This window comes from Pseudoalteromonas sp. ND6B, from assembly GCF_000764215.1.
Taxonomy (GTDB): domain Bacteria; phylum Pseudomonadota; class Gammaproteobacteria; order Enterobacterales; family Alteromonadaceae; genus Pseudoalteromonas; species Pseudoalteromonas tetraodonis.
On record NZ_JQFL01000058.1, the window covers coordinates 156,494 to 183,429 of the forward strand.

The window sequence follows — 26,936 nt, forward strand, 5'->3', positions numbered from 1 at the left end:
AACGGAGGTATTAGAGACTATGGCAGAAGTAAATGTTGAAAAACTAGCCGGTGATATAGGTACAACTGTTGATAAATTACTACAGCAGTTTTCACAAGCCGGTATTACTAAACAAGCAGGCGATAATGTAACTGAAGCTGAAAAAGCGACGTTACTTGATCACCTAAGCAAGCAACATGGTGGCACGGGCTCTGAAGGCCCTGCTCGCATGACATTGCAACGTAAGAGCAAAAGCACATTAAGTGTGACGGGCTCTACGGGTAAAGCAAAAGCTGTGCAAGTTGAAGTTCGTAAAACACGCACTTATGTGAAAAAAAGTGCTGTTGAGCAAGAACAAGAACAGCAACGTCTAGCCGCTGAAGAAAAAACACGTCTTGAAGAGCAGCAAAAAGCTGAACAAGCCGCTGCTGAATTAAAGGCAAAACAAGAGGCAGAACGTAAAGCAAAAGAAGATGCTGATCGTAAAGCCAAAGAAGAAGCTAAACGCAAAGCAGATGCTGAGCGTAAAGCGAAACAACAGCAGATGACCCCTGAGCAAAGTGCTAAGTCTGAGAAAGATCGCATCGAAGCTGAGCGTCTGCAAAAAGAAGCAGAAGAGGCCGCATTGAAGAAAGCTGAAGAAGAAGCGAAACGTCAAGCAGAAGAGGCAAGAAAGCTAGCTGAAGAGAACTCAGCACGCTGGAAGAAAGAAGAAGAAGAACGTAAGAAACGCGAAGAAACCGCGGATCACCACCTTACGACTTCAACGTACGCACGTGAAGCAGAAGATGTAGCTGATGCTCGCGAAGAGCAAGGCTCTCGCCGTGCGAAGAAAAAGAAAAAAGCGCCAGCAAAAGATAAATTTGCAGCGTCTAAAGGTAAAAAAGGTAAGCTAAAAGCGCCAGCGTCATTACAGCACGGTTTCCAAAAACCAACGGCTGATGTTAAAAACGAAGTGCGTATTAGTGAAACAATTACAGTTGCTGAGCTTGCATCACGCATGGCGGTTAAAGGTGCTGAAGTTGTAAAAACTATGATGAAAATGGGTGACATGGTTACTATTAACCAAGTTATTGACCAAGAAACTGCGCAACTTGTAGCAGAAGAAATGGGCCATAAAGTTATCATCGTTAAAGAAAACGAATTAGAGCAAACAGTACTTAATGACCGCCATGAAGATGGTAAGTCAGAGCCACGTGCGCCAGTAGTAACTGTTATGGGTCACGTTGACCACGGTAAAACATCAACGCTTGATTACATTCGTTCAGCTAAAGTTGCATCAGGCGAAGCCGGTGGTATTACACAGCACATTGGTGCATACCACGTTGAAACTAACGGCAACATGATCACTTTCTTAGATACTCCGGGTCACGCCGCATTTACATCAATGCGTGCTCGTGGTGCAAAAGCAACTGATATCGTAATCCTAGTAGTTGCAGCTGATGATGGCGTAATGCCACAAACTAAAGAAGCGGTACAGCATGCTCGCGCAGCTGGCGTTCCTTTAATTATTGCTGTTAACAAAATGGATAAAGAAGGCGCAGATCCAGATCGCGTTAAAAACGAACTAGCTCAGCTAGACGTTATCCCAGAAGAGTGGGGCGGCGATACACAGTACGTGCACATTTCAGCAAAAACTGGTTTAGGTATTGATGACCTGCTAGAAGCTGTATTAATGCAATCTGAGCTTTTAGAGTTAAATGCGCCGACCGAAGGTATGGCTGCAGGTGTTGTTATTGAATCACGTCTTGATAAAGGCCGTGGTCCTGTTGCGTCTATCCTTGTTCAGTCAGGTACGCTTAATCAAGGTGACATTGTATTATGTGGTCTTGAATACGGCCGTGTTCGTGCAATGCGCGATGAAAACGGTAAAGACATTAAGTCTGCCGGTCCTTCTATTCCAGTTGAGATTTTAGGTCTGTCTGGTATTCCAGCTGCCGGTGATGAAGCAACTGTAGTTAAAGATGAGCGTAAAGCACGTGAAGTTGCACTTTACCGTCAAGGTAAATTCCGCGATGTTAAACTAGCGCGTCAACAAAAAGCGAAGCTTGAAAACATGTTTACTAACATGACTGAAGGCGACGTATCTGAAGTTAACGTGGTACTTAAAGCAGACGTTCAAGGTTCAATCGAAGCAATTTCAGACTCATTAACTAAGCTTTCTACTGATGAAGTAAAAGTGAAGATTGTTGGTTCTGGTGTTGGTGGTATCACTGAAACTGATGCAACTCTTGCGGCAGCGTCTAACGCGATTGTGGTTGGCTTTAACGTTCGTGCTGATGCATCAGCGCGTAAAGTGATTGATTCTGAAAACCTAGATCTTCGTTACTACAGCGTAATCTACGCGCTAATCGAAGAAGTTAAGCAAGCCATGTCTGGTATGCTTGCGCCTGAGTTTAAACAAGAGATCATTGGTCTTGCTGAAGTACGTGACGTATTTAAGTCTCCAAAAATTGGTGCAATTGCCGGTTGTATGGTTACTGAAGGTACAATTAAGCGTAGCGCTCCAATTCGTGTACTTCGTGATAACGTGGTTATTTACGAAGGTGAACTTGAGTCATTACGTCGCTTTAAAGATGACGTAGCTGATGTTCGTAACGGCATGGAATGTGGTATCGGCGTTAAGAACTACAATGACGTTCGCGTTGGTGACCAAATCGAAGTATTTGAAACAGTTGAAGTACAACGTACTCTTTAATTGTTATTAGGTGGTGTTGGACATTCAAGGTTGTACCTCGATAGCCCAACATAACCTATGCTAAGATTTTAAATGGGGGCTCAGCCCCCATTTGTGTATCCATTATTTAGTTAGCTTATTATTATTTTTCAATAAGTTATAATTTTAGGAAAGTGAAATGAGAGAATTTTCTCGCACTGATCGTGTTGCTCAGCAAATTCAAAAAGAAATTGCGGTGATTTTACAACGCGAAATTAAAGATCCACGCTTGGGCATGGTGACAGTGTCTGCGGTAGAAGTATCGCGCGATTTATCTTATGCCAAAGTTTTTATCACCGTGTTTAACACTGAAGATGAAAATGCAGCCAAACAAAGTGCCAAAGTACTTAACGAAGCAACCGGTTATATCCGCTCGTTGCTGGGTAAACGTATTCGTGCGCGTATCATGCCTGAGCTTAAATTTGTGGTTGATAATTCATTAATGGAAGGGATGCGAATCTCTAACTTAGTGGACTCTATCATTCGTGAAGATAATGCTAAGCATGTTGATGATGAAACAGATAGCGAAGAAGGCACTAAAGACTAATGGCAAGACGCAGTAAAGGCCGTCCAGTTGATGGTATTTTGTTGTTAAACAAACCAGAAGGTATTTCATCAAACAAAGCACTGCAGCAAGCGAAAGGTATTTATTTTGCTCAAAAAGCAGGGCACACTGGTGCGCTCGATCCGCTTGCGACCGGTATGCTGCCTATTTGTTTTGGTGAAGCCACTAAGTTTACCCAGTTTTTACTCGATACAGATAAAACCTATGTTGTGCGAGCAAAACTGGGTGAGCGTACTACCACGTCAGACTCTGATGGTGAAGTGGTCGAAACGCGTGATGTTAATGTTACTGCTGAACTGCTTACACAGGAAATTGCTAAATTTTTAGGTGAGTCAGATCAATACCCATCAATGTACTCAGCGCTTAAATATGAAGGCAAGCCTTTATATAAATACGCGCGCGAAGGCATAGAAGTTCCTCGCAAATGTCGAAAAATTAACGTATTTAGCTTAACGCTTGATGAGTTTGATGAGCAAGCTAACGAAATACAAATGACTGCCCATGTATCTAAAGGCACGTATATTCGTACTATTGTTGATGACTTAGGTGAAAACCTTGGCTGCGGCGCGCATGTGATTATGCTGCATCGTAGTGCTGTAGGGCATTACCCAGCAGATAAAATGGTCACACTTGAGCAGTTAGAAACGTTATTAAATCAAGCGAAAGAACAAGACGTTGCGCCTTCTACTTACCTTGACGAACTATTATTGCCAATGGATACCGCGTTAGTTGATTTACCTGTTGTGGAAATTACTAAAGAGCAGGGAATAGCATTTAGCCATGGTCAAGCTGTGGTGCTAGGTAAAGAATTACCTGAAGGTGCAATAAAAGTTCTGGCTGACGGAATTTTTATTGGTACTGGTGAACGTAATCCTGATGGCCATCTAAAATCAAAACGTGGCTTGTCTAATCAGCAACCAGAGTAAAGTTTAACTTGTAGTTATGCTGATAATTGGTAGAATACGCCCGCTTAATCGTTTTGGCTGAATTAGTGATCGGCTAAAGCACCTATTAAATTTAACTTTTGGAGTTATTATGTCACTAAGCAATCAAGAAAAAATCGATATCATTGCTAAATTCGCACGCGCTGAAGGCGACACTGGTTCACCTGAAGTACAAGTAGCATTACTTACTTTTGATATCAACAAGCTTCAAGGTCACTTTGCTGATCACAAGCATGACTTCCACTCACGTCGTGGTCTGCTTCGTAAAGTAAGCACTCGCCGTAAACTGCTTGATTACCTTAAAGGTAAAGATATCTCGCGTTACACTGCGTTAATCAAAGAGCTTGGCCTACGTCGCTAAGAACTTGATTATCAAAAGGGGAGCTTTTTAGCTCCTTTTTTTGTGCTTAAATTTTCTCGTCTTCCCCAGTACTTCTCAGTAAACCCCTTGAAATATCGAATAAAAGCCATACTATTATCTTTCACAAAGCGAATGTATTTGGCATTGTTGCAAGCACTATTTTATCTCGGTGCTAAGCTCGCAATTTTACCTGACTTTGTTATATACTATGGCGCGTAGATAAAAAGGTTTATCTACGGTTATTTACATCATTGCCAATTGTAGTACTTAATTGATTTCCAACTGAATACAATTATGTACTGTAATTGGTACTTTGATGAAAACTTAATTAATACTAAAAATACATTTAAGGAATATTTTAAGTGCAAGCAATTATAAAAGAATTTCAACTAGGTCAACACACAGTGACGCTAGAAACAGGTGCTATCGCTCGTCAAGCAGATGGCGCAGTACTAGCAAGCATTGGCGACACGTCAGTGCTAGTAACGGTTGTTGGTAAGCGTGAAGCTCAACCAGGCCAAGACTTTTTCCCACTAACAGTTAACTACCAAGAGCGTATGTACGCTGCAGGTCGTATCCCAGGTGGTTTCCTTAAGCGTGAAGGTCGTCCTAACGATGGCGAAACGCTAATTGCACGTCTTATTGACCGTCCAATTCGTCCACTTTTTCCAAATGGTTTCGTAAACGAAGTACAAGTTATCGCGACTGTTGTTTCTGTAAACCCTGAAATCCAACCTGATATGGTTGCGATGATTGGTACATCAGCAGCACTTGCTATCTCTGGTATCCCGTTCAGCGGTCCAATTGGTGCATCACGTGTTGGTTACATCAACGGTGAATACGTACTTAACCCAACACTAAAAGAGCTTGAAGAAAGCCAACTTGATTTAGTTGTTGCTGGTACTGATAACGCCGTACTTATGGTTGAATCAGAAGCAGACGTACTTGCTGAAGACGTAATGCTAGGCGCAGTTGTATACGGCCATGAGCAATCACAGTCTATCATCAAGGCAATCAACGAATTTAAAGCAGAAGCAGGCAAGCCTACTTGGGATTGGACTGCACCTGAGAAAAACGTTGCATTAGAAGAGAAAGTAGCAACACTTGCTGCTGATAAAGTAGGCGAAGCTTACCGTATTACTGATAAAGTAGCGCGTAAAGAAGCATTAACTGCAGCAAAAGATGCCGTAGTTGAAGCGCTTACTAGCGAACTTGCTGAAGGCGAAACGCTTGATAAGCAAGAAGTAGGTAAAGTATTCGGTTCACTTGAGAAAAAAATCGTTCGTGGCCGTATCGCTGCTGGCGAAAAACGTATCGATGGTCGTGAACCAGATATGATCCGTGCACTAGATGTAATGACTGGCGTACTTCCACGTACTCACGGTTCTGCAATCTTTACACGTGGTGAAACGCAAGCATTAGTAACAGCAACACTTGGTACAGAACGTGACTCACAGTTAATCGATGATTTAACTGGCACGCACAAAAACCACTTTATGCTTAACTACAACTTCCCTCCATTCTGTGTAGGTGAAACGGGTTTTGTAGGTTCTCCTAAGCGTCGTGAAATCGGCCACGGTAACCTAGCTAAGCGTGGTATCCAAGCTGTAATGCCAACATTAACTGAGTTCCCTTACTCAATTCGTGTTGTATCTGAAATCACTGAATCAAATGGTTCATCTTCAATGGCATCGGTTTGTGGTACGTCTCTAGCGCTTATGAATGCGGGTGTACCAATTAAAGCCTCTGTTGCGGGTATCGCGATGGGCCTAGTTAAAGAAGAAGAAAACTTTGTAGTACTTTCAGATATCTTAGGTGATGAAGATCACTTAGGTGACATGGACTTTAAAGTAGCGGGTACAACTAACGGTATCACTGCACTACAAATGGATATCAAGATTGAAGGTATCACGCAAGAAATCATGCAAATCGCGCTTAAGCAAGCTAAAGCAGCTCGTTTACACATTCTAGGTGTGATGGACGAAGCGATTTCTGCACCTTCTGAAGAGTTATCTATGTTTGCTCCGCGTATTTACACGATGCAAATCCCACAGAAGAAAATTGCTGAAGTAATCGGTAAAGGTGGCGCAACTATTCGTCAACTTACTGAAGAAACAGGTACTACGATTGAAATCGGTGATGATGGCACAATTAAGATTGCTGCTACAGACGGTGAAAGTGCAGCAAATGCAATTAGCCGTATTGAGCAATTAACTGCTGAGCTTGAAGTTGGTACTATCTACGAAGGTAAAGTTGTACGTATCGTTGACTTCGGTGCGTTTGTAAATATTCTTCCTGGTAAAGATGGCCTAGTGCATATCTCACAAATCAGCACAGAGCGTGTTAACAACGTTGCTGATCACCTTAGTGAAGGTCAAGAAGTTAAAGTTAAAGTACTAGAAGTAGACCGCCAAGGCCGTGTACGTCTAAGTATTAAAGAAGCAATGGAATCAGCAGCACCTGCAGCTGACGAGTCTAAAGACGCGTAATTGCTAATCTTTCATCCAGATAATTACTGGATAGTATAAAAAGGGGCTGTTTAGCCCCTTTTTTTATGCTTTAATGTTAGCAATCTATTGTGTTCAAGACGTTAAGTAACATATAACAAGAATGAACCTTACAAGACAGCTTATGTCTTATCTATTTGCTACTTACCTCGGTATTAAGGATTTTAATGAGACTTAAACATTTAGCCTTGGCATCTTTTGCTATTTTGTCTTTAAGCGCTTGTCAGGCTACTACTAAACCCGCTGCTATTATTAATGTGCCATTTACTGCGCCACTTGCATCAGACTTTAGAAATGAAATTGCCATTGCTCGTTTTTCAGAACTATTAAATAGAGCAGACTTAAGTACAGAGCAACAAGCAAAGCTGTATTATGACCGTGGTGTGCTGTTTGATAGCTTAGGCATGACCACTTTATCGCGAATTGATTTTAACCGAGCAGTTAAACTGAAACCTGATTTGGCTGAAGTGTATAACTTTTTGGGGATTCAACATACCTTGATGCAGCAATACGAAAAAGCATACGAGTATTTTGATTCAGCCATAGAGTTAGACCAAGAACATGAATATGCGTATTTAAATCGTGGTATTGCTTTGTACTATGGTGATAGAGCCACGCTTGCAAAGGATGACTTTAAAACGTTTTTGGAGCGCTCTCCTAACGATCCTTATCGTGTGCTGTGGCTTTATTTAGCGCAGGCCGCACAAGATAAAACTCAGGCACTCGCTTCGTTAAAAGCTAATGCGGCGGCCCTTGATGAAAATGAATGGGCATACCAGCTTATTGCCTTGTATGTAGGTGATATGAGTGAAAAAGCATTTTTTTCAGGCATAGCCGATGGTGTAAGTTCACAACAAGAATATGCTCAACGTTTATGTGAAGCTTATTTTTACTTAGCTAAACAGCACCAAGCCGCAGGTGAGCTTTCAATTGCAACAGATTACTTTAAGTTGGCGCTGGCCACGAACGTTCATGAATTTATAGAATATAAATATGCACGTTTAGAGCTTGAGTTGATGGCAAGTGAAAGCGCGGGCTAATTTTTTTAAATTAAGTATTTTATTACTGTGCACTAGCTTAATTAGTGGCTCCAGTAATAAACAAAATAGCATTGGCTTTTGGCAAGTATTGCACGCCAAAGCCAATGTGATTGATAGTTATTGGCAATTCCCTAGTTACTTTGCATCGCATATTTTACAACTCCCCCCGACCTCATTAGCCACCTTAGCACGCAATAAAATAGCCCATGCACAATACGGATATGGGTTATCATTAATAGCCAATAATCAAACTGAAACCGCCAAGCTCTTTTGGCAAGCAAGCCTCGATGAGATAACAATTAAACAACAAAAACATCTCGCAGCTTCATTGCTTGCTCAACAGCGTTGGCAAGATTTAGCGTTATTAAAAGCTCACAATAAGTTACCTAAAGGGGATGCCTTTTATCATTTACAGTTACAACAGCATGCTCCCTTCGATGCATTAAACAACTCCTTTATGAATAAATTAGGGTTTTTGGTAGCGAGCGATCAAATTGAGATACAAAAGCAATGCACATTTAATGTGCTAATGCTGAGCGATCACCGTGATGGTTTATATAGGCTCAACCACTTTGTGAAAAAATACGCACAACACCCAGAGCCTAGTAGTAATGCATTTTGTTTTTCAAAGCCTATATATGTTGGTAATGCAATTGCTTGTAACAGCACTAAAGCAACGCTTGCGCAGTGCGATTGGCAACAGTCATCACTTAAGCAGCGGCTTCCTAAAGGATTCGATTTTGCGATTATGATGCCCAAGCAAGGTACTGCCAATGTGCATCAGGGCTTAATGCATATTAACTCGCAGGCTAATTATGCAGTCTTTTTACATGAATTAATGCACTTTAATGGTTTTGAAGATGAATATGCTTTACCAGCAAAAAAACAAGCTTGGCTTTGTCAGCTTGAGGGGTTGGTTGCCCCTAACTTGTTTATTGCTCATAACACTGATGCGCCAAAAGGATGGCACAAAAGCAAAAGCTGTCAGCAAGGAGGTGTTGCTTATAAGCCAAGCGCACAGTGGTCTATTATGCAATATCAACAGGTTGGACTTTCAGAGCAATATCGGGCTTTGTGGCAAACTCATATAGAGCAACATGCAGATTTATTCCCGCGCTTTTAATCATTAAATAGAGTGCTTTTAGGTTGTTTAACCAATGATTATATGAGCCTATTAAAACTGCTTAAAAGCTGAGCCAGTTTTATCCCAGTTCATTAATTTATAGACTTTTTTGTTTGATTATTGCCCCGCTAGAAGCGCTTTCTATAGACAAAAACCGTGTTTATCAGTATAACTGTACGTATTAATGTTGTTAAAAAACAGATATAAAACGTATACCCAAGTCACTTTGGTATTTAATAATAACAAGTAGCGAATTGATAAACTTTATGATTCAAAAAGGCCCTTCATTATGACTTTGCTCTGGATACCCCTGTTATCCTTATTAGGCAGTGTTATTTCTGCATGCACCGGCAAACTTTCTCGAAATCAGGCAACGAGCCTAACGGCTATTGCGCCTTTAGCCGCGCTTGCAATTACACTTTATCATGCGCCTGCGGTTCTCGCGGGAGAAACCATTCGTTTTAGCGCGCAGTGGATACCTGCTTTAGGGCTGGATATTTCCTTACGCTTAGATGGATTGAGTTTACTGTTTTTATTTATGATTTTAGGAATAGGGCTGCTGGTTATTTTGTATGCCCGTTATTACCTAAGTCAAAACGATTCACTGCCAAAGCTATTTAGTTACTTAATGTTATTTATGACCGCCATGCTGGGCATTGTTATGTCAAACAATGTGATTCAGTTATGGGTATTTTGGGAGCTAACCAGTATTAGCTCGTTCTTGTTGATTAGTTACTGGTGGCATAAATCAGAGGCGCGCAAGGGGGCGCGTATGGCACTGGCGGTAACCGGTGCGGGTGGTTTAGCATTACTGGGCGGCTTAATGCTGCTAGGTGATATTGTTGGAAGCTACAACCTAGACACTATTTTAGCTAGCAAAGCGATTATTCAATCACATGATTTATACGAATTAGCGCTGGTGCTAGTATTACTAGGCGCCTTTACCAAGTCTGCACAATTTCCGTTTCATTTTTGGTTACCCCACGCCATGGCAGCACCTACGCCTGTTAGTGCCTATTTACACTCTGCCACTATGGTAAAAGCGGGTATCTTTTTACTTGCGCGTTTTTATCCAGCACTGGCGGGTACCGACACTTGGTTTTTATTAGTCGGTTTGACGGGTTTAACTACACTTTTATTTGGCGCTTACATCGCGCTATTCAAACATGATTTAAAAGGCTTATTAGCCTATTCAACAATTAGTCATTTAGGCCTAATTACTCTATTACTCGGCCTAGACACACAACTTGCAACCGTAGCCGCTATTTTTCATATTATTAACCATGCTACGTTTAAAGCGTCGTTATTTATGGCCACGGGTATTATTGACCATGAAACTGGCACGCGTGATATGCGCAAACTCAATGGCATGTGGCGCTACTTACCTTATACAGCCACATTGGCGATGGTGGCCGCTGCCGCTATGGCGGGTGTACCGCTATTAAATGGTTTCTTATCTAAAGAAATGTTTTTTGCTGAAACACTGCATCAGCAAGTACTTGGCTCTATGTCGTGGTTAATTCCTGTGCTGGCAACCGTTGCAGGTGCGCTGTCGGTAGCGTACTCATCTCGCTTTATTCATGACGTGTTCTTTAATGGTGAACCGATAGACTTACCACGCACCCCTCATGAGGCGCCACGTTATATGCGTGTGCCTATCGAAATTTTAGTGGTGCTATGTATTTTAGTGGGTATTTTTCCGCACTTTGCAGTAGATGGTATTTTATCGGCTGCCTCATTGGCCGTACTTGGCCAAGCTATGCCTGAGTACAAGCTAACTATTTGGCACGGTTTCAATTTACCTCTACTTATGAGTGGTATGGCGGTGATTGGTGGTTTATTTATTTACGTTAATCGTAAGTACTTGTTCCAGTTTCAGGCGTCGTTACCTCCTTTTAACGCTAAAAAAATCTTCGAGCGTTTTTTAGCGGTTGTGGTTAATTGGTGTCAAAACAAAATCCAATCAACAGAAAATGGCTCATTACAACGCTATGTATTTATTATGTTAGGTGTTGTATTACTTGCCTCAGGTTGGCCATTATTTGAAATGAAACAGCTAGCTGGCAGTGTACCTAACACCCCAGTTGATATTCAAAATGCTATAGGTGCAGGGCTACTGATTATTGGTGCTATTGCTACCGTTATTTGGCATCGAATTCGGATGGTGTCGTTATTAATGCTGTCGATTGTGGGATTAATGGTGTCGGTAGCGTTTACACGTTTTTCAGCGCCTGACTTGGCCTTAACGCAACTTACAGTAGAAGTTGCGACCATCATATTATTAATGTTGGCACTGTTTTTCTTACCGCAAAGTACGCCAAGAGAGTCAAGCTCGTTGCGTATTTTACGTGATGTGGTTATTTCCTCTACGGTGGGGGTAATTATTGCTAGTATTTGTTATGCATTACTGACCCGTCCTCTTAATTCAATTTCTGAATTCTTTGTTGCTAATGCTAAAACAGGCGGTGGGGGTACTAACGTTGTTAACGTTATTTTAGTTGATTTTAGGGGCTTTGATACCTTAGGTGAAATCACCGTGTTAGGGATTGCAGCACTGGGTATATTTAAACTGTTATCAAGAATTCCGCTTTATATGCCAGCAAGCGACAGTGAAGGGCGCCCATGGTCTAAAGACCGTCACCCTATTTTATTGGCTTGTATTTCACAAAGCTTATTACCATTGGCGCTATTAGTATCCGCTTATATTTTCTTACGTGGTCATAACTTACCGGGCGGTGGATTTATTGCCGGCCTCGTGACCTCTATTGCCTTTATTTTACAATATATGGCTCATGGTACTGCGTGGATTAATGAACGTTTTGATGTTAACTATCGAAAAATTATTGCATCAGGTATCGCTATCGCCATGTTTACGGGTGTCGGAAGTTGGTTCTTCGATAAACCATTCTTAACTACCTGGTTTGATTACTTTGATATTCCGTTTGTTGGTAAAACAGAGCTAGCTAGCGCCATTGTATTTGACTTGGGCGTGTACTTAACCGTTGTTGGCGCGACGCTAATGATCCTTGCGAGCCTAGGTAATATGACAGCGAACGCAGAGAAAGAAGAGGTAAATATTTAATGGAACTGTTATACGCATCTTGCGTTGGCGTGCTAGTCACCTGTGGTGTGTTCTTATTATTAAGAGCGCGCACATTCCCAGTGGTATTGGGGCTGACAATGATTTCTTACGCGGTTAATTTGTTTTTATTCTCATCAGGGCGCTTAACTATCAATAAAGCGGTGGTACTTGGAACTGGCGCTGATTACGCCGATCCGCTGCCACAAGCCTTAGTATTAACAGCTATTGTGATAGGATTTGCCATGACTGCGTTTGTGGTTATTTTATCGATACGAGGGCGAGCAGATTTAGGGAATGATCATGTTGATGGCACCCTAACCAGAAGTAAACGCAAGGAGAGAAAATGATTCAGCATTTAGCATCTTTGCCTGTTTTAATGCCTATGCTAGCGGCAATCATTCTGCTACTGCCACCGTGTGGCAAAAGTTTATTTGCACGGCGATTAACTTCAAGCCTAATGGCTATTTTAACCTTTGTAATTACAGTATTACTGCTGGTTCAGGTTAAAGATAACGGGATTATTGTTTATGCAATCGGTAACTGGTCAGCGCCGTTTGGTATTGTATTGGTAGCAGATATGCTCTCAACTTTACTGGTTACTTTAACCGCCTTTTTAGGCCTTGGTGTGGTTTTATATGGGTGTGCCGGCGATGACGAGCAAGGCAGCTTTTTCCATCCCTTGGTTCATTTTTTAATATTAGGGGTAAATGGTGCGTTTTTAACGGGCGATTTATTTAACGTCTTTGTCTTTTTTGAAGTGTTACTAATTGCTTCTTATGCGCTATTAATGCACGGCGGCGGTAAACCAAAAACACGTGCAGCACTGCATTACGTTATTTTAAACTTAGTTGGCTCAAGTGTATTTTTAATCGGCTTAGGTATTTTATATGGGGTATTGGGTACCCTAAACATTGCTGATATGGCTAATAAAGTACCGCAGTTAACCGGTGATGATGTTTATTTAGCTAAAGCGGGCGGGTTACTATTGCTTGTAGTATTTGCCCTTAAAAGTGCACTATTACCACTGCATTTATGGCTCCCAAATGCCTATTCAAGTGCGACACCTGTGGTTGCTGCATTATTCGCGATTATGACCAAAGTAGGTGTTTACGCCACTTTACGCGTATATACAGTGGTATTTGGTGAGCAAGCCGGTGAACTTGAGCATATGGCGCAGTCTTGGCTATGGGCGTTGGCCATTGCTACTATAGTGATTGGGGCAATCGGGGTGTTGGCAGCACAAGATTTACGTAAGCTTACCGCAAACTTAGTACTGGTTTCTGTGGGTACTTTAGTGGCACTGGTTGCACTTCAAAATATAAACGCCACAGCTGCACTATTGTATTATTTGGTGCACTCAACGTTAGTGACTGCAGCACTATTTTTACTGGCTGATTTAATTGCAACTCAGCGAGGTAAAGCCGGCGACAGATTAGTTGGCGGACGCGCAGTTAAACAACCATTCTTGTTGGGAGCGTGTTTTATTATCGCTGGACTAACCGTCATAGGTATGCCGCCACTTTCAGGTTTTGTAGGTAAAATTTGGATTTTAAAAACCACCTTAAACAGTGAGCAAGCACTGGTATTTTGGCCTGTTTACTTAATTATGAGCTTAGCGTTAATTGTTGCTATATCACGTGCAGGCACGAGTTTGTTTTGGGAGCATAAAGACAAAGGCGGTGAGGCTGCTGATGTTGCTAATGCACATCCGTTGCAAGTTATCGTACTTGTTGGCCTGCTCACAAGCTCAATACTGTTGGTTGTTTTTGGTGATTTGGCAACGCAATATGCACTTGAAACAGCAACACAACTTCATGATATTAGTGGTGGTATTAATGCGGTACTCAAGGGAGGTCTGTAATGCGCTTAGAAGCTCGTTTTCGTTGGTTACCCACACCGTTTCGTAGTCTATTTTTATTTATAGTATGGCTATTATTAAATAACAGTGTGTCTGTAGGGCATATTATATTGGGTGCATTGTTAGCACTGCTTATTCCTTTATTCAGTATGTCATTTAGAGATCCACAACCACTCATATTAAAGCCTGGCTTGGCGTTTAAGCAGTTACTTATTGTGCTTTACGATATTATTGTGGCTAATTTACAAGTGGCCTTATTAATACTGGGCCCTTCAAAAAATTTACGTCCAGGTTTTGTTAAAGTGCCTATCGATTTAATGCATGAAATGCCAATTACTATTTTAGCTAGTTGTGTGTCTTTAACGCCGGGTACAGTAAGTGCTGAGGTTTATCCTCTCATTAAGTCACTTAATGAAGATGATGAACCAGCGCAGCGATATTTATTAATTCACGTGTTGGATTTAGATGATGAGCAAGCACTTATCAAACAAATTAAAGCACGCTACGAAGCTCCCCTAAAGGAGATATTTCAATGTTAGATACAGTATTACTGATTGTTTTTTCAATGGTTGGATTGTCATTACTACTAAATTTATGGCGACTTATTATTGGTCCATCAGTACCAGATCGTATTTTGGCGCTCGATACAATGTACATTAACGTTATTGCATTGATTATTTTATATAGCATCAGTATGGGAACAGGTTTATATTTTGAAGCCGCTTTGCTTATCGCAATGTTAGGCTTTATAAGTACCGTGGCAGTATGTAAGTATTTACTTCGTGGCGATATAATTGAGTAAGGTATTAAAATGATAAGTGAATGGATCGTATCAATATTGCTGTTGTTAGGTGGGCTCTTTATTTTAATTGGCTCTATTGGCTTAATTAAACTGCCGGACTTTTTTATGCGTTTACATGGGCCAACTAAAGCAACCACTTTAGGGATGGCAAGTATACTCACGGCTGCGATGGTATTTTTTGCCAATTCAGCTAGTGGCTTAAGCGTAAAAGAAATATTAATCACTATATTTTTATTAATCACGGCGCCCATTAGTGGTTATATGCTAATTAAAACCGCTATTCATCATAAGTTAAAAGCCAAAGATGGAACGAAAGGACTCGATAATATCGAAAAAGATTAACCCTAACAAACGACAAAAAGCCGAATAATGGTAGTTATTCGGCTTTTTGTTTTTTTGGTTGTTCCCATTTACAACACTTATTGAACATGTGAGTATGGCGTAAATTCAAATACAAAAAGGATATTAATATGGGTAAGGTATTACTTTTATCACTACTTATTTTTTCAACTAGCCTATATGCAGCGCAAACTACTAAGCAACAAAAAATTGATGAGCTGGTAGAGGTGATGGATATGGACGCTATGGTTGACTCTATGTATTCTCAAGTTGAGGGCATGATGCAAAATATGTCGGTGCAAATGGGTGTAAAGCCAGATGAAAAGCCAATATTTGACAAATATTATGCCGATATGACTAAGGTGCTAAAAACCAAAATGAGCTGGCAAAAAATGCAGCCTATGATGGTTGACCTTTATGATAAGCAATTTAGTGAGCAAGAGATTAGCGATATGCTCGATTTTTATAAAACAGAGTCAGGGCAAGCTATTTTGAAAAAAATGCCACAGGTGATGCAAGCATCTATGCAAATGTCACAATCTTTAGTGCAAGAAGCCATGCCTGAGATCCAAGCAATTGCTGGGCAGCTAGGTGAAGCACTTAAGCAATCGCGTAGCGAAGCAAATTAAACTATAGTTAACCTAACTCGTAGCAAAATAACGTCTACATTTTCTAGCAGTCACTATTTTGTGACTGCTGTATTCTTCCTCTTCTTTAAGCAAACGTAATCACTTATTTAATGTGCCGATAACGCATTCCCTGAGTTTTAAAATAGCGGTTGACCTGTGTGTTAGACATAGGTTTATTATGTCACTATTAAAACCCGATGGAGTGAGTTATGTATGTTAAACAGCTAGCTGAAATCATGGGAGTGACCCAAGATACAGTGCGGCACTACACGCGTATAAAGCTACTTAACCCCATTCGTAGCCAAAGCAATGGCTATCAAGTGTATACCGCTGCCGATCAACAGCGTTTAAAGTTTATTATTAGTGCACGGCAACTTGGTTTTTCTATTAAAGATATTCAGCAAATAGTTGCTCAGTCGGAGCAAGGGAATTGCCCATGCCCACTGACACGACAATTAATAGCAAAGCGACTTGAAGAAACAGAGCGGTTATTTCAAGAAACACTCAAACTAAGAACGCGTATGCAAGCAGCGGTAAAACAGTGGGAAAACTCAAGCGATGGTGCTGTAAGTGCCGATATATGTAGTTTAATTGAGACCTTTGTAGATCCCCTTAACGAACAAGTGAGTTCCGAGGAAGCAAAATGAGCAACAATAAAGACACAGTGCAAAATTTTATAATTGAAGGTGCCAATTGCGGCAGCTGCGTCGCAAAAATAGAAAAAGCGCTAAAAAGCGTATCAGGTGCGCAGCGTGTTGAAATGAACTTTGCTGATCGCAGTGTGCAAGTTGAAGGCAATGCGCCATCAGCTGAGCTGATTGAAGCAGTCGAAAATATTGGTTACAAGGCTAAGCCAATGAATAGCGAGTCGGAGCAAGACGCGCTAGATGAAAAAGCCAAAGCCGATAGCGCACACTATAAAAAGCTAATGCGTAATATGGTATTGGCGCTAGGCGTTGGCGCTCCGCTTATGTTGTATGGGCTTATTTTTGATATGAGTGTCACCACCAACGCGCAGCGCATTGGCTGGTTTATTGTTGGTATAGTCACTTTAGTGGTTATGGCCATTGCGGGTAAACAGTTTTACAACGGCGCATGGCAGTCATTTAAAAACCACACCGCCAATATGGATACACTGATTGCGTTGGGCACAGGTACCGCGTGGTTGTATTCTATGGTGGTAGTCATTGCGCCAAGCGTGCTACCCGAGGTGGCCAGGCATGTTTATTTTGAAGCCTCAGCGATGATCATCGGTTTAATTAGCCTAGGCCTTGCCTTTGAAGTAAAAGCCCGCGGTCGCACATCTGAGGCGATAAAACGCTTAATCGGTTTGCAGCCAAAAACCGCTCGGGTAGTGCGTGATAACAAAGAGCAAGATATAGCTATTAGTGAGGTACTAAAAAACGAGACTGTGCGTGTACGCCCCGGTGAAAAAATCCCTGTAGATGGTGAAGTCATTGAAGGTAGCAGCTCAGTGGATGAGTCAATGCTCACGGGTGAGCCTATGCCAGTGAACAAAATTGAGGGTGATACCATTGTTGCAGGCAGCATTAATAAAAGTGGCACGTTACTATTTAAAGCCACCCATATTGGCAGTGAAACCACACTTGCCACTATTATTAATATGGTTAAACGTGCACAAAATTCTAAACCCTCCATAGGGCGTTTAGCCGATGTAATATCCGGCGTATTTGTTCCTACCGTAATGATTATTGCGGTGCTCGCGGGCCTTGCTTGGCTTAATTTTGGCCCCGAGCCGAGTATTGCCTATGCGGTAGTGGCCGTGACTACGGTGCTTATCATTGCCTGTCCGTGTGCGCTGGGTTTAGCAACCCCTATGTCAATTATGGTTGGGATAGGTAAAGCCGCTGAATCGGGAATACTTATTCGTAATGGAGAAGCGCTGCAAACTACCTCTAAAATAACCACCATGATTTTAGATAAAACCGGCACGATCACAGAAGGAAAACCCACCGTTACCGATATCATTAATTTTAATGATAGCGATAAAGTACACGTCCTTAAGCTTGCTGCTAGTCTTGAAAGCGGCTCTGAGCATCCTTTAGCACAAGCTATTGTAAGTTATGCTGAAAATGAAGATATCACGATTGAAAAAGTCAGTGATTTTAACGCCGTCACGGGGCAAGGTGTTACAGGCACATTTGATGGACAAACTTTATTGTTTGGCAATGAAGCGCTTATGAGCCAATACAATATCAGTATTGCAGAGGCAAAAGAGCAAGCTGAGCAATTAGCCAGCGCCGCTAAAACGCCAATGTATTTTGCCATTGATACCCAACTACAAGCCATTATAGCGGTAGCCGATCCGATAAAGGACGATTCAGCAGAGGCCATTAAACGTCTACAAAATAAAGGTATCCATGTTGTTATGCTGACCGGCGATAACCAAGCTACCGCCAAAGCCGTCGCTAACAAAGTCGGTATTAAGGACTTTATTGCCCAAGTAATGCCTGATGACAAAGCCAGTGAAGTAACTAAACGCCAAGCTGAAGGTGAAATAGTCGGTATGACGGGTGATGGTATAAACGATGCGCCGGCACTGGCACAGGCCGATGTTGGGTTTGCTATTGGCACTGGCACCGATGTGGCGATTGAGAGCGCTGATATCACCTTAATGCGTGGTTCATTACAGAGTCTTGGTGATGCCATTGCGGTTAGTAGCGCCACTATAGTCAATATTAAGCAAAATTTATTTGGTGCATTTATTTACAATGTGGCAGGTATTCCAATTGCTGCCGGGCTGTTATATCCATTTTTTGGCATATTACTCAACCCGGTTGTTGCAGGTGCTGCTATGGCGCTGTCATCACTAACTGTGGTCACAAACGCCAATCGCCTGCGCTTTTTTAAACCCAGTAAATCGTAATTTTATAAATAGGAGTAGCATTATGTTGATGATCAATATACTCGGCGCATTGTTAATTGCGGTTATTATTTACTGGTTTTGGCTATACAAACCTAAGCAAGTGCAGAGTAATAATAACAAAATAACGATAGTGGTTAATAACGGCGTTTATTATCCTGCCTATATTAAAGTGGCTGCTGATAAAAAAGTAACGCTGACGTTTAATCGACAAGACAGCGCCCCATGCGCCGAAACGGTGGTATTTCCTTCACTCGATATCAGTAAAACGCTCGCTATGGGTGAGAATAACACTGTTGAGCTGCCGGCACTTAAAGTGGGTGAATATGCTTTTCATTGCCAAATGCAAATGTATAAAGGCACATTAGTAGTGTCTTGAATATTAGATTAATAAAACTAAAAGTGGCTCTGATGCGTATGTTCAAGCAGAAAACTTATAAGGCGTAGTATGAATAAATTAAATCCTAAAAAACTGCTTAATAGTAAATGGACAGCGATCCCAGCAATTAATAAGGAAAAACATTTTATTATTGTTGAGGTTGAGTTTGATGAAGACGGCAACGTCGTTGAATGTATCACTGAGGCGGTAATGTCAAAAAACCAATACCCAATTCAGTGGCGCGATTTAAAAGATCAACAAAAATGGCTGCAAGGTTGGAAATAAAGCAGACTTTGTAAAACACATTGCTCATGCTCATAGCCCTTATGAGTATGAGCGACTAGTTTATTGTTTTTTAGAACAACACATTGCTAGCGACTCTCCTCTATTACAGCTTGTTTTCATCCCAATTCGCCATTTGGCAACAAAACGATAGTTTTTAAATCGTTCTTCAAAAGTTTTTATAAAAAATAATAGAAAAATTATTTTAGTTATTATATTTCAATGCGTTATGCGTATTATTTTATACCGTTAAAGTAAGTATGTCGGATGTGTTCAGAGTCGGTTTATTCTCATAACTGCTCTAAACATGATTTTTCCGGTTTTTTCATTCCCATGTCTCTTTTTATTATAATTTAACTTATTGATTTTAAATGTTTATTTATTTCAGCCTCAGTGGTTGTTGCTAAAAAGCAACAAAATCATGGTTTATTTTTATTAAAATGCTTCAAAATCATTCTAACTTCATGTTTTTAAATAACTTTAAAAACATGGCATCGAAGTTGTAATACCTAAGCTGTATTTAGCAAAAAACGTGATAAAGCATATCGCTTTTATCGCACAACCTAATGAAGGAATTACATTATGAAAACACTTAAATCAACACTGGTATTAATGGCTTTAGCTTCTTCATCAGCGGCTTTTGCAGCAACCGATTTTGACACACTCGATGTGGATGGCAACGGCGCTATTAGCCAAGCTGAAGCATCAGTTGACGCCTCACTTATGAGCCAGTTTACTGAGCTTGATACTGACCAAAACGGTGAGTTATCTAAAGCAGAGTTTTCTAAGGCGTAACCAGCTTTAGTGCTCAATACTACTACTGATTCTGAGTTGCCCAAGACAACCTAAATAGGCAAGGGAGCCTATGACAAAGAATCGCAAGGATATGAGGTTGATAGTTTTGAGCCAATTATTTTTTATTTGACGAACATTGCACACCTTGAAGGATTATTTTATGAAAAAGTTACAATCAACACTGGTATTAATGGCGCTTGCTTCTTCATCTGCGGTATTTGCAAGCACAGACTTTGAAACGCTTGATGTAGATGGCAGTGGCACCATCAGCCAAGCAGAGGCATCGGTTGCTGCTGAGCTTATGGAGCAGTTTGCAGAGCTAGATGTAGATGGTAATGGTGAACTTTCTAAAGACGAATTTTCAGCGTACTAGTTTCCCTTAAGGATCTTTGAAAAGGACTTCTTACCATTTTAATTAAGGCATTTAGCCTAAGGATTAATTATGAAAACATTTACTAAAACACTCGCTTTAATTGCACTTGCTTCATCTTCAGCGGCTTTTGCTGCGGTTGACTTTGATTCTTTCGATACTGATGGCGACGGCGTTATTAGCCAGTCTGAAGCACAAGCTAACTCACAACTAGCTCAATTATTTGATGATTTAGATGTTGATAGCAACGGTGAGCTTTCAAAAGAAGAGTTCGCAAAAATTCAGTAATTACATTACGGATGAAAGCGTTTATGTAATTTATAAACGAGACATAAAAAGCAGCTAAGTAGTAAATACTCAGCTGCTTTTTTGTGCGTGGCGAGAAATAGTGTGTGCAGTTGTCACTAAAATAGTGCAATGGCATCAATGGATTTAAATTAAGTTATTGATTTTTAAGTTCTTTAATTTTTGGTTTTAAACTTGCTTAGCTGTTGATTAGGGTATTTAAGGAGCCTAACTATGGCGAGAATGAGTTATATAAGTAGTGTTGAGCGCTATAACGAATATGAGCAGATAATACATAGCTTATTAGAATCAATTTTAATGAGTATAGATGACGGCATCGCTAATAATCGTGATATGCGTTATTTAACAAAGCATTATCCTTTTTTAGAATTACAATACTGTTTGGACGAGAAGGGCTCACAACAGGGCAATAACGTTTGTTTTAAACGTGCCTACAATAAAAAATTAGCACAGAGAGGCAATAATCAGGATTTAAGTGAGCGGCCTTATTTTTTAAATGTAAAAGCCTGTAATGCTATTTGTTTTACTGCGCCTTATATTTCTATTGCGACCAACCATTTATGTATATCTGCGATTAAAGAATTAAACAAACCTATCAATAATCAACATTATTTAGTTGTTGATGTAAGTTTAACGCAGCTTATTGAGTTTGTGATGGGTGATACCGCTCGTGCGACTATGTCACCTTATTTTAAAGCAGGTTATGGCATTATTGTGGCGTGCTTATTTAGTTTGGTGCTTTTTTTACTCAACATCGTATTTACCGACATCTATGAATTAATAACTCACGTAAATAGTTCGTCCGATCCCCTAGAACCCTTTAGCATCATTATTTATATCACGTTAGCATTGGCTGTTTTTGATCTTGGCAAAACAATTCTTGAGGAAGAAATCCTCATGCATAAAGATATTTTTAGACACTCATCAACACGACGAACCATTACCCGGTTTATCTCTACCGTGTTAATTGCTATATCAATTGAAGCACTACTCACTATGTTTAAAGCTGCATTAGGGCAATCAGAGTATTTAATGCCAGCTATAGCGATGATGCTTGCAGTGGTGGGACTTTTAATTGCTTTAGCGATATATGTGTATTTAGGGGCAAAAGCTGAAACATTGCTTACACAGGCACGGGTAAAACTAAAATCCTCCGAGTAGGAGGATTTTAAGTAGTAATGTTTAATCGTATTTATTGTTTGTCAGCGGTGCGTTTGGCTTTAAAGTCAGACTCGCTTGTCCATTTTGGCCAATCACCGTTATTCGCCAGTTGTGAGGCTATATCAACAATCAGTTCTACATCTTGTTTTACCCCACCTAATGACCAATCTGCTGAGTAATCGTCAGCTTCTTTATGGTATTTATAAGTGATGTAGTCAGGATCGGTATCACCTAGGCTCATAAACAGTAAGCTTGGCACACCTTGTTTGGCGAGTGAAAAATGATCCGATCTAAAAAATAAGCCATTTTGCGCACGAGGATCCAGTTTAACTTGACGTCCTTGCGCGTTTGCGGCTTTAGCTAAATAGTGTTCCATAGTCGAGAGGTCTTTACCGTACTGTAAAATATAGTCGGTGCTATCGAGTACGTTCATCCCATCAATATTTAGTAGGGCAACCATATTCTTTGTTGGGATCACGTCACCAGAGGCAAACTGCGCTGAACCAATTAAACCGGTTTCTTCGGCGGTGAAGTTGGCAAAAATAATCGAGCGTTTAAACGGTGTTTGCTGATGCATTTTTTGCATTATACGAGCAATCTCAAGGGTGGCCGCGGTGCCTGATGCGTTATCAACGGCGCCATTATAAATTTTAGGACCGCTGTCAGTTTGTTTAGTGCCAAAGTGATCCCAATGGGCACTAATAACGATGTATTCATCTGGGCTTTCACTGCCTGTGATTTTTGCGACCACATTATGTGATTTTGCATGTGACACTTCGTTTTTAAATGCAAGGGTCGCTTTTAAATTCAACGCTTTAGCTTGAAATTGCTCACTAAGTGCTTGTTGTTTTAATTGTTGGTAATTTAAGTGTGCTGATGCAAATATTTGCTCGGTGGCATCGAGTGTTAGCCAGCCCATAACGGGCAATTCAGATGCATTGAGGTTGTTATCCATTAGACTGTATTTAGTGCCGGTATTTGAGCTTTCAACTACCCCCCAAGGGTATGCGGCAGGAGCTGTTTCGTGAACAATAAAGACCGCTTTAGCGCCTTGGCGCGCGGCTTCTTCATATTTATAAGTCCAACGACCATAATAAGTCATGGCATTACCAGTAAATAACGTATCGTCTTGAGTGGCAAAGCCCGGATCGTTTACCAGCACAATAACGGTTTTACCGGTTACATCAATATTGGCGTAGTCGTTCCAGTTATATTCAGGGGCATTTATACCATAACCGACAAAGACCACATCAGAATTGCGAACATCAATAACAGGCTGTAATTGTTTAGTACGAGCAGTAAAGTCTTTACCCGCTTTAAAGCTTAAATCACCCATGGTCAATTGCATGTTTTGATCTGCGGTGATCATGGCCATTTTAACCGGATGTAAAAAATCACCGTTATAGGCACCAGTTAACCCTATGGCTTTGTATTGTTCACTCAAATAGCCAACGGTTTTTACTTCACCCAATGTTAATGGACCGCGGCCTTCAAAGTCATCAGAGGCAAGGGTTTTAATATGCTGTTTTATATTATTTAAACTAACGCCCGGACTGTTTTCGAGCGAGGAAGTGGGGGTTGCAGACTCTGAGCAACCCGTTAGTACAATAACTAAAAAAAATGTGATGGTTTTTATATAAGACATAATAAGTTAGGAAATAATATTTTTTTCGACTATAACCCCAAACAATAACACAATGCGAATTTTTATCCCTTTTAAACCTATTTTTATGCAGCTTACCTCTTTGGCCCTTTACCCATTAACAGCCATTAGGTAAGTTAAAAATAATAACAAAAGGGATAAGTAATGAAGCAATTTAATCGTCGGGATTTTTTAAAGGCAGCCAGTGTAGCTGCCGCTGCTGGTGTGGTTAGTGGCTGTGCATCTAGTGGCAGTGTTCATACTAGCGCGCCTATGCAACAAGGGCGCTCCGTTATCGGTTTGGTCGCACCTAAAATGGATCTGGTGAGAGTAGGGTTTATTGGTGTGGGTCAGCGCGGGTATGGCCATGTAAAGCGTATGAGCCACATTGAAGGCACTCAAATAGTGGCTATTTGCGATACTCATACAGAGGTTTTAGAACGTGCCGCTAATTATTTAGTTGATACGGGAGTGGCAAAGCCTGCATTGTATAGTGGCAGTGATCGCGCTTATCAACAAATGCTCGAACGACAAGATATTGATATTGTTATTATTTCAACACCATGGGCATGGCATGCGCCAATGGCTATCGATACCATGAACAGCGCAAAACATGCTTTTGTTGAAGTGCCTCTGGCACTGACTGTTGATGAAATGTGACAAATTGTCGATACCGCAGAGCGTACGCAAAAAAACTGCATGATGATGGAAAATGTTAACTACGGCCGCGACGAGTTAATGGTATTAAACATGGTACGCCAAGGTGTATTTGGGGAGCTGTTACATGGCGAAGCGGCGTATATTCATGAACTGCGCTGGCAAATGAAAGAGCTTGAGCACAAAACAGGCTCATGGCGAACGCAGTGGCATGCAAGACGTGACGGTAATTTATATCCTACGCATGGATTAGGGCCGGTATCGCAATACATGAATATAAATCGTGGCGATCGGTTCGATTTTTTAACCTCAATGAGCTCACCTTCACTTGGCCGAAGCGCCTATGCGCAACGTGAGTTTGATGCCGATCATCCCCGTAACCAGCTCAATTATATTGCTGGTGACATGAACACGACGCTGATTAAAACTCTCAAAGGGCGCAGTATTATGGTGCAGCACGATACGACAACCCCTCGGCCGTACTCACGACATAACTTAATACAAGGCACGAATGGCGTGTTTGCCGGTTTCCCTAATCGTATTGCCCTTGAAACTGGTGGCTCAAAAAGTTTTCATGAGTGGGATTATGATATGAGCGCATGGTATGAGCAGTACGACCATCCCTTATGGACAAAAATGGGTGAAGAGGCGCAGCGCAATGGTGGTCACGGTGGCATGGACTTTTTAATGTTTTGGCGGATGATTTACTGCTTAAGAAATGGTGAACCGCTAGATCAAGACGTTTATGACGGGGCGGCATGGTCGGTTATTTCGCCGTTATCAGCCCAGTCTGTGAGTGAGCGTAGCCGCTCAATAGATATTCCCGATTTTACTCGCGGGGCATGGCAAACCGCACAGCCTTTGGGCATTGTAAGCTAAGCCAAATAAAAAAAAAGCGCATGCGCTCTTTTTTTATTTATTGGTTATGTTTATTAGCTACTTCTCACATCAACCTTGAGTTTAAGCTTTTGGCCTGGCTGTAAGTATTTTTGCCCAGCCAAGTCATTCCATTTAATTATATCGCTCACGGTTAAATTAAACTTAGAGGCTATACGCGCTAATGAATCACCCCGACGCACTTTATAAGTAATAGTGCGATTGGTGTTATTCGCTGACTCTTTAGGCTGATTTGCTGATTTATAAACAACCAATTTTTGATTTAAACGCAGTACTGCATTTTTCTTCAGCTTATTCCACTTAGCTAATTCACCCATAGTGACATCGTATTCGCGGCTTATGTCCCACAATGTGTCGCCACTTTTTACCGTGTGTGAGAGCTTAGTACGCAAACTTTTATTAGCGGCCGCACGTACTTGCTGAGGTAAATGTTCACTGTTAATTTTACCATCTGTTAGCGGCACTAAAATTTGTTGGCCAACACGAATGACGTTTGAATTAAGCTTATTTAATGACTTTATTGCATTGGTGCTAGTGGTAAATTTACTGGCAATTACCGACAGGCTATCACCTTTTTTAACTTTGTATTGTTGCCAGCGAAGACGATTTTTAATGTCAGTTGCAGCCAATTTTTCTGTAAATTGCTCTACTTTATCGGTGGGTATTAATAAAAAGTGTGGGCCATCAGGGTCTGTTGCCCAGCGGTTAAATCCAGGGTTTAGTCTGTATAGCTCGGTAAGGGTCATGTCAGCCATATCGGCTGCCAGCGCTAAATCAATCTGTGACTCAATATTGACCACTTCAACCACTTGCGCGTTAATGATAGGCTTCCATGACACATTAAAATCATCAGCGCGCTTTAATAAATCGGCTAATGCTAATAATTTAGGCACGTAGGCAGTGGTTTCACGAGGTAAATCAAGTGACCAAAAATCGGTAGGTAAATGCTTTTTACGATTCTTTTTAATCGCACGCAGTAAGCGGCCTTCACCTGAGTTATAAGCTGCAATTGCGTTCAGCCAGTCACCCTCAAGGGTTTTGTGTAAGTATGAGAGATAATCAAGCGCTGCGCGAGTTGATTGCACAATGTCGCGACGGCCGTCATACCACCAGTTTTGTTTTAAATCAAAACGCTCGCCGGTTGCTGGCATAAATTGCCAAATACCCGATGCGGTGCGATGCGAGTAGCCATAAGGGTCAAAAGCACTTTCTACTATAGGTAAAAGTGCAATTTCGATTGGCATTTCACGCTTTTCAATTTCTTCAACAATAAAGTGCAAATACGGCTCAGCACGTTTAGAGATACGATCTAAGTATGCTTGATGGCGCGCATAATAGTTACGCTCAGCGACTACTGGGCGATTTTGTGGAATATCGATAGATAATTGGTAACGAATACGCTCCCAAACATCGTCAAACACAGGGGCTTCCTCTTCGATATCGTTCACTTGTTGATATTGCGCGTTCATCATCAGCGCCGTGCTAATATCGTTTGGGCTTGCGCCTTCAAGCTGGTCTAGTGCCTGATTTTGTGAATCTGTGTTTAACGTTGTCAGTGTTTGACAACCGCTTAGCGTCATCGCTAAGACCAATAAAAGAGGAGATTTATTCATAAATA

Annotated in this window: 24 protein-coding genes and 1 pseudogene; 23 read left to right on the plus strand and 2 right to left on the minus strand. The window is 41.2% G+C overall.

The genetic code is table 11. From position 1 onward, the window contains the following. The first annotated feature begins 19 nt into the window (after nucleotides 1–19). The 22 genes from infB (at nucleotide 20) to ND6B_RS05275 (ending at nucleotide 22,122) form a co-directional block, all read left to right on the plus strand. The gene (gene infB / locus ND6B_RS05380; protein WP_033103884.1) at nucleotides 20–2,677 is read left to right on the plus strand and encodes a translation initiation factor IF-2; all 2,658 of its coding nucleotides are present in this window, start codon (nucleotides 20–22) and stop codon (nucleotides 2,675–2,677) included. 157 nt (nucleotides 2,678–2,834) lie between these two features. Then, nucleotides 2,835–3,242 carry a 30S ribosome-binding factor RbfA gene (rbfA, locus tag ND6B_RS05375; protein WP_008467148.1) on the plus strand — a complete coding sequence of 136 codons (408 nt, stop codon included), beginning with the start codon at nucleotides 2,835–2,837 and terminating at the stop codon, nucleotides 3,240–3,242. Beyond that, complete coding sequence (gene truB / locus ND6B_RS05370; RefSeq protein ID WP_013464537.1) at nucleotides 3,242–4,186, plus strand: tRNA pseudouridine(55) synthase TruB; 945 nt, start codon at nucleotides 3,242–3,244, stop codon at nucleotides 4,184–4,186. The genes rbfA and truB overlap by 1 nt, the downstream gene beginning before the upstream one ends. A gap of 109 nt (nucleotides 4,187–4,295) precedes the next feature. Then, nucleotides 4,296–4,565, plus strand: a complete 270-nt coding sequence (gene rpsO, locus ND6B_RS05365) for a 30S ribosomal protein S15 (RefSeq protein WP_006793376.1) — start codon at nucleotides 4,296–4,298, stop codon at nucleotides 4,563–4,565. A gap of 362 nt (nucleotides 4,566–4,927) precedes the next feature. Beyond that, nucleotides 4,928–7,054 (plus strand): polyribonucleotide nucleotidyltransferase, encoded by a 2,127-nt coding sequence (gene pnp / locus ND6B_RS05360; protein ID WP_013464538.1) that lies wholly within the window; start codon nucleotides 4,928–4,930, stop codon nucleotides 7,052–7,054. A gap of 185 nt (nucleotides 7,055–7,239) precedes the next feature. Continuing rightward, nucleotides 7,240–8,112: a lipoprotein NlpI gene (gene nlpI / locus ND6B_RS05355; protein ID WP_013464539.1), complete on the plus strand. Its 873-nt coding sequence runs from the start codon at nucleotides 7,240–7,242 to the stop codon at nucleotides 8,110–8,112. Then, entirely contained in the window at nucleotides 8,096–9,235 is a 1,140-nt protein-coding gene (locus tag ND6B_RS05350; RefSeq protein ID WP_033103885.1) for a hypothetical protein, read from the plus strand. The genes nlpI and ND6B_RS05350 overlap by 17 nt, the downstream gene beginning before the upstream one ends. Before the next feature lie 289 nt (nucleotides 9,236–9,524). Beyond that, the gene (locus tag ND6B_RS05345; protein WP_028835352.1) at nucleotides 9,525–12,317 is read left to right on the plus strand and encodes a monovalent cation/H+ antiporter subunit A; all 2,793 of its coding nucleotides are present in this window, start codon (nucleotides 9,525–9,527) and stop codon (nucleotides 12,315–12,317) included. Further along, complete coding sequence (locus tag ND6B_RS05340; protein ID WP_013464542.1) at nucleotides 12,317–12,664, plus strand: Na+/H+ antiporter subunit C; 348 nt, start codon at nucleotides 12,317–12,319, stop codon at nucleotides 12,662–12,664. Before ND6B_RS05345 ends, ND6B_RS05340 begins: the two co-directional genes overlap by 1 nt. After that, on the plus strand, nucleotides 12,661–14,178 hold the full coding sequence (locus ND6B_RS05335; RefSeq protein ID WP_024602786.1) for a monovalent cation/H+ antiporter subunit D: 1,518 nt from the start codon (nucleotides 12,661–12,663) through the stop codon (nucleotides 14,176–14,178). Before ND6B_RS05340 ends, ND6B_RS05335 begins: the two co-directional genes overlap by 4 nt. Continuing rightward, nucleotides 14,178–14,714: a Na+/H+ antiporter subunit E gene (locus ND6B_RS05330; protein ID WP_016899457.1), complete on the plus strand. Its 537-nt coding sequence runs from the start codon at nucleotides 14,178–14,180 to the stop codon at nucleotides 14,712–14,714. Before ND6B_RS05335 ends, ND6B_RS05330 begins: the two co-directional genes overlap by 1 nt. Beyond that, nucleotides 14,708–14,977, plus strand: coding sequence for a K+/H+ antiporter subunit F (locus tag ND6B_RS05325; protein WP_008114565.1), 270 nt, complete (start codon nucleotides 14,708–14,710; stop codon nucleotides 14,975–14,977). Before ND6B_RS05330 ends, ND6B_RS05325 begins: the two co-directional genes overlap by 7 nt. Before the next feature lie 9 nt (nucleotides 14,978–14,986). Continuing rightward, the gene (locus ND6B_RS05320) at nucleotides 14,987–15,319 is read left to right on the plus strand and encodes a Na+/H+ antiporter subunit G (RefSeq protein ID WP_013464546.1); all 333 of its coding nucleotides are present in this window, start codon (nucleotides 14,987–14,989) and stop codon (nucleotides 15,317–15,319) included. Between the two features lie 128 nt (nucleotides 15,320–15,447). Then, complete coding sequence (locus ND6B_RS05315) at nucleotides 15,448–15,945, plus strand: DUF2059 domain-containing protein (protein ID WP_033103886.1); 498 nt, start codon at nucleotides 15,448–15,450, stop codon at nucleotides 15,943–15,945. 209 nt (nucleotides 15,946–16,154) lie between these two features. Continuing rightward, the gene (locus ND6B_RS05310) at nucleotides 16,155–16,592 is read left to right on the plus strand and encodes a MerR family transcriptional regulator (RefSeq protein ID WP_033103887.1); all 438 of its coding nucleotides are present in this window, start codon (nucleotides 16,155–16,157) and stop codon (nucleotides 16,590–16,592) included. After that, nucleotides 16,589–18,832, plus strand: coding sequence for a heavy metal translocating P-type ATPase (locus ND6B_RS05305; RefSeq protein ID WP_033103888.1), 2,244 nt, complete (start codon nucleotides 16,589–16,591; stop codon nucleotides 18,830–18,832). The genes ND6B_RS05310 and ND6B_RS05305 overlap by 4 nt, the downstream gene beginning before the upstream one ends. Before the next feature lie 22 nt (nucleotides 18,833–18,854). Continuing rightward, on the plus strand, nucleotides 18,855–19,208 hold the full coding sequence (locus tag ND6B_RS05300) for a cupredoxin domain-containing protein (RefSeq protein ID WP_033103889.1): 354 nt from the start codon (nucleotides 18,855–18,857) through the stop codon (nucleotides 19,206–19,208). 69 nt (nucleotides 19,209–19,277) lie between these two features. Beyond that, nucleotides 19,278–19,493 carry a TIGR02450 family Trp-rich protein gene (locus tag ND6B_RS05295; protein ID WP_033103890.1) on the plus strand — a complete coding sequence of 72 codons (216 nt, stop codon included), beginning with the start codon at nucleotides 19,278–19,280 and terminating at the stop codon, nucleotides 19,491–19,493. 579 nt (nucleotides 19,494–20,072) lie between these two features. After that, on the plus strand, nucleotides 20,073–20,285 hold the full coding sequence (locus ND6B_RS05290; protein WP_008467122.1) for a calmodulin: 213 nt from the start codon (nucleotides 20,073–20,075) through the stop codon (nucleotides 20,283–20,285). A 160-nt stretch (nucleotides 20,286–20,445) separates the two neighbouring features. Beyond that, nucleotides 20,446–20,658: a calmodulin gene (locus tag ND6B_RS05285; protein WP_008467121.1), complete on the plus strand. Its 213-nt coding sequence runs from the start codon at nucleotides 20,446–20,448 to the stop codon at nucleotides 20,656–20,658. Between the two features lie 69 nt (nucleotides 20,659–20,727). Further along, nucleotides 20,728–20,943, plus strand: a complete 216-nt coding sequence (locus tag ND6B_RS05280) for a calmodulin (protein ID WP_013464551.1) — start codon at nucleotides 20,728–20,730, stop codon at nucleotides 20,941–20,943. A 231-nt stretch (nucleotides 20,944–21,174) separates the two neighbouring features. Beyond that, the gene (locus tag ND6B_RS05275; protein WP_033103891.1) at nucleotides 21,175–22,122 is read left to right on the plus strand and encodes an EAL-associated domain-containing protein; all 948 of its coding nucleotides are present in this window, start codon (nucleotides 21,175–21,177) and stop codon (nucleotides 22,120–22,122) included. A 31-nt stretch (nucleotides 22,123–22,153) separates the two neighbouring features. Here ND6B_RS05275 and ND6B_RS05270 read toward each other — a convergent pair whose 3' ends face one another. Continuing rightward, nucleotides 22,154–23,767 (minus strand): M28 family metallopeptidase, encoded by a 1,614-nt coding sequence (locus ND6B_RS05270; protein ID WP_033103892.1) that lies wholly within the window; start codon nucleotides 23,765–23,767, stop codon nucleotides 22,154–22,156. 162 nt (nucleotides 23,768–23,929) lie between these two features. Between ND6B_RS05270 and ND6B_RS19675 the strand changes: the two are divergent. Further along, nucleotides 23,930–25,300 (plus strand): annotated as a pseudogene (locus tag ND6B_RS19675) (Gfo/Idh/MocA family protein). Between the two features lie 53 nt (nucleotides 25,301–25,353). Here the strand turns inward: ND6B_RS19675 and ND6B_RS05265 are convergent. Further along, nucleotides 25,354–26,931, minus strand: a complete 1,578-nt coding sequence (locus ND6B_RS05265; RefSeq protein WP_033103893.1) for a lytic transglycosylase — start codon at nucleotides 26,929–26,931, stop codon at nucleotides 25,354–25,356. Between the last annotated feature and the right edge of the window lie 5 nt (nucleotides 26,932–26,936).

Excerpts from the sequence above, each read along its gene's own strand:
- truB (WP_013464537.1), top strand. The coding sequence starts at position 3,242 with ATGGCAAGACGCAGTAAAGGCCGTCCAGTTGATGGTATTTTGTTGTTA.
- ND6B_RS05275 (WP_033103891.1), top strand. The coding sequence starts at position 21,175 with ATGGCGAGAATGAGTTATATAAGTAGTGTTGAGCGCTATAACGAATAT.
- ND6B_RS05295 (WP_033103890.1), top strand. The coding sequence starts at position 19,278 with ATGAATAAATTAAATCCTAAAAAACTGCTTAATAGTAAATGGACAGCG.
- ND6B_RS05270 (WP_033103892.1), bottom strand. The coding sequence starts at position 23,767 with ATGTCTTATATAAAAACCATCACATTTTTTTTAGTTATTGTACTAACG.
- ND6B_RS05285 (WP_008467121.1), top strand. The coding sequence starts at position 20,446 with ATGAAAAAGTTACAATCAACACTGGTATTAATGGCGCTTGCTTCTTCA.
- rpsO (WP_006793376.1), top strand. The coding sequence starts at position 4,296 with ATGTCACTAAGCAATCAAGAAAAAATCGATATCATTGCTAAATTCGCA.
- ND6B_RS05330 (WP_016899457.1), top strand. The coding sequence starts at position 14,178 with ATGCGCTTAGAAGCTCGTTTTCGTTGGTTACCCACACCGTTTCGTAGT.
- ND6B_RS05320 (WP_013464546.1), top strand. The coding sequence starts at position 14,987 with ATGATAAGTGAATGGATCGTATCAATATTGCTGTTGTTAGGTGGGCTC.
- ND6B_RS05335 (WP_024602786.1), top strand. The coding sequence starts at position 12,661 with ATGATTCAGCATTTAGCATCTTTGCCTGTTTTAATGCCTATGCTAGCG.
- ND6B_RS05340 (WP_013464542.1), top strand. The coding sequence starts at position 12,317 with ATGGAACTGTTATACGCATCTTGCGTTGGCGTGCTAGTCACCTGTGGT.
- ND6B_RS05315 (WP_033103886.1), top strand. The coding sequence starts at position 15,448 with ATGGGTAAGGTATTACTTTTATCACTACTTATTTTTTCAACTAGCCTA.
- infB (WP_033103884.1), top strand. The coding sequence starts at position 20 with ATGGCAGAAGTAAATGTTGAAAAACTAGCCGGTGATATAGGTACAACT.
- ND6B_RS05290 (WP_008467122.1), top strand. The coding sequence starts at position 20,073 with ATGAAAACACTTAAATCAACACTGGTATTAATGGCTTTAGCTTCTTCA.
- ND6B_RS05325 (WP_008114565.1), top strand. The coding sequence starts at position 14,708 with ATGTTAGATACAGTATTACTGATTGTTTTTTCAATGGTTGGATTGTCA.
- ND6B_RS05300 (WP_033103889.1), top strand. The coding sequence starts at position 18,855 with ATGTTGATGATCAATATACTCGGCGCATTGTTAATTGCGGTTATTATT.
- ND6B_RS05280 (WP_013464551.1), top strand. The coding sequence starts at position 20,728 with ATGAAAACATTTACTAAAACACTCGCTTTAATTGCACTTGCTTCATCT.
- ND6B_RS05310 (WP_033103887.1), top strand. The coding sequence starts at position 16,155 with ATGTATGTTAAACAGCTAGCTGAAATCATGGGAGTGACCCAAGATACA.
- ND6B_RS05305 (WP_033103888.1), top strand. The coding sequence starts at position 16,589 with ATGAGCAACAATAAAGACACAGTGCAAAATTTTATAATTGAAGGTGCC.
- rbfA (WP_008467148.1), top strand. The coding sequence starts at position 2,835 with ATGAGAGAATTTTCTCGCACTGATCGTGTTGCTCAGCAAATTCAAAAA.
- ND6B_RS05265 (WP_033103893.1), bottom strand. The coding sequence starts at position 26,931 with ATGAATAAATCTCCTCTTTTATTGGTCTTAGCGATGACGCTAAGCGGT.
- ND6B_RS05345 (WP_028835352.1), top strand. The coding sequence starts at position 9,525 with ATGACTTTGCTCTGGATACCCCTGTTATCCTTATTAGGCAGTGTTATT.
- nlpI (WP_013464539.1), top strand. The coding sequence starts at position 7,240 with ATGAGACTTAAACATTTAGCCTTGGCATCTTTTGCTATTTTGTCTTTA.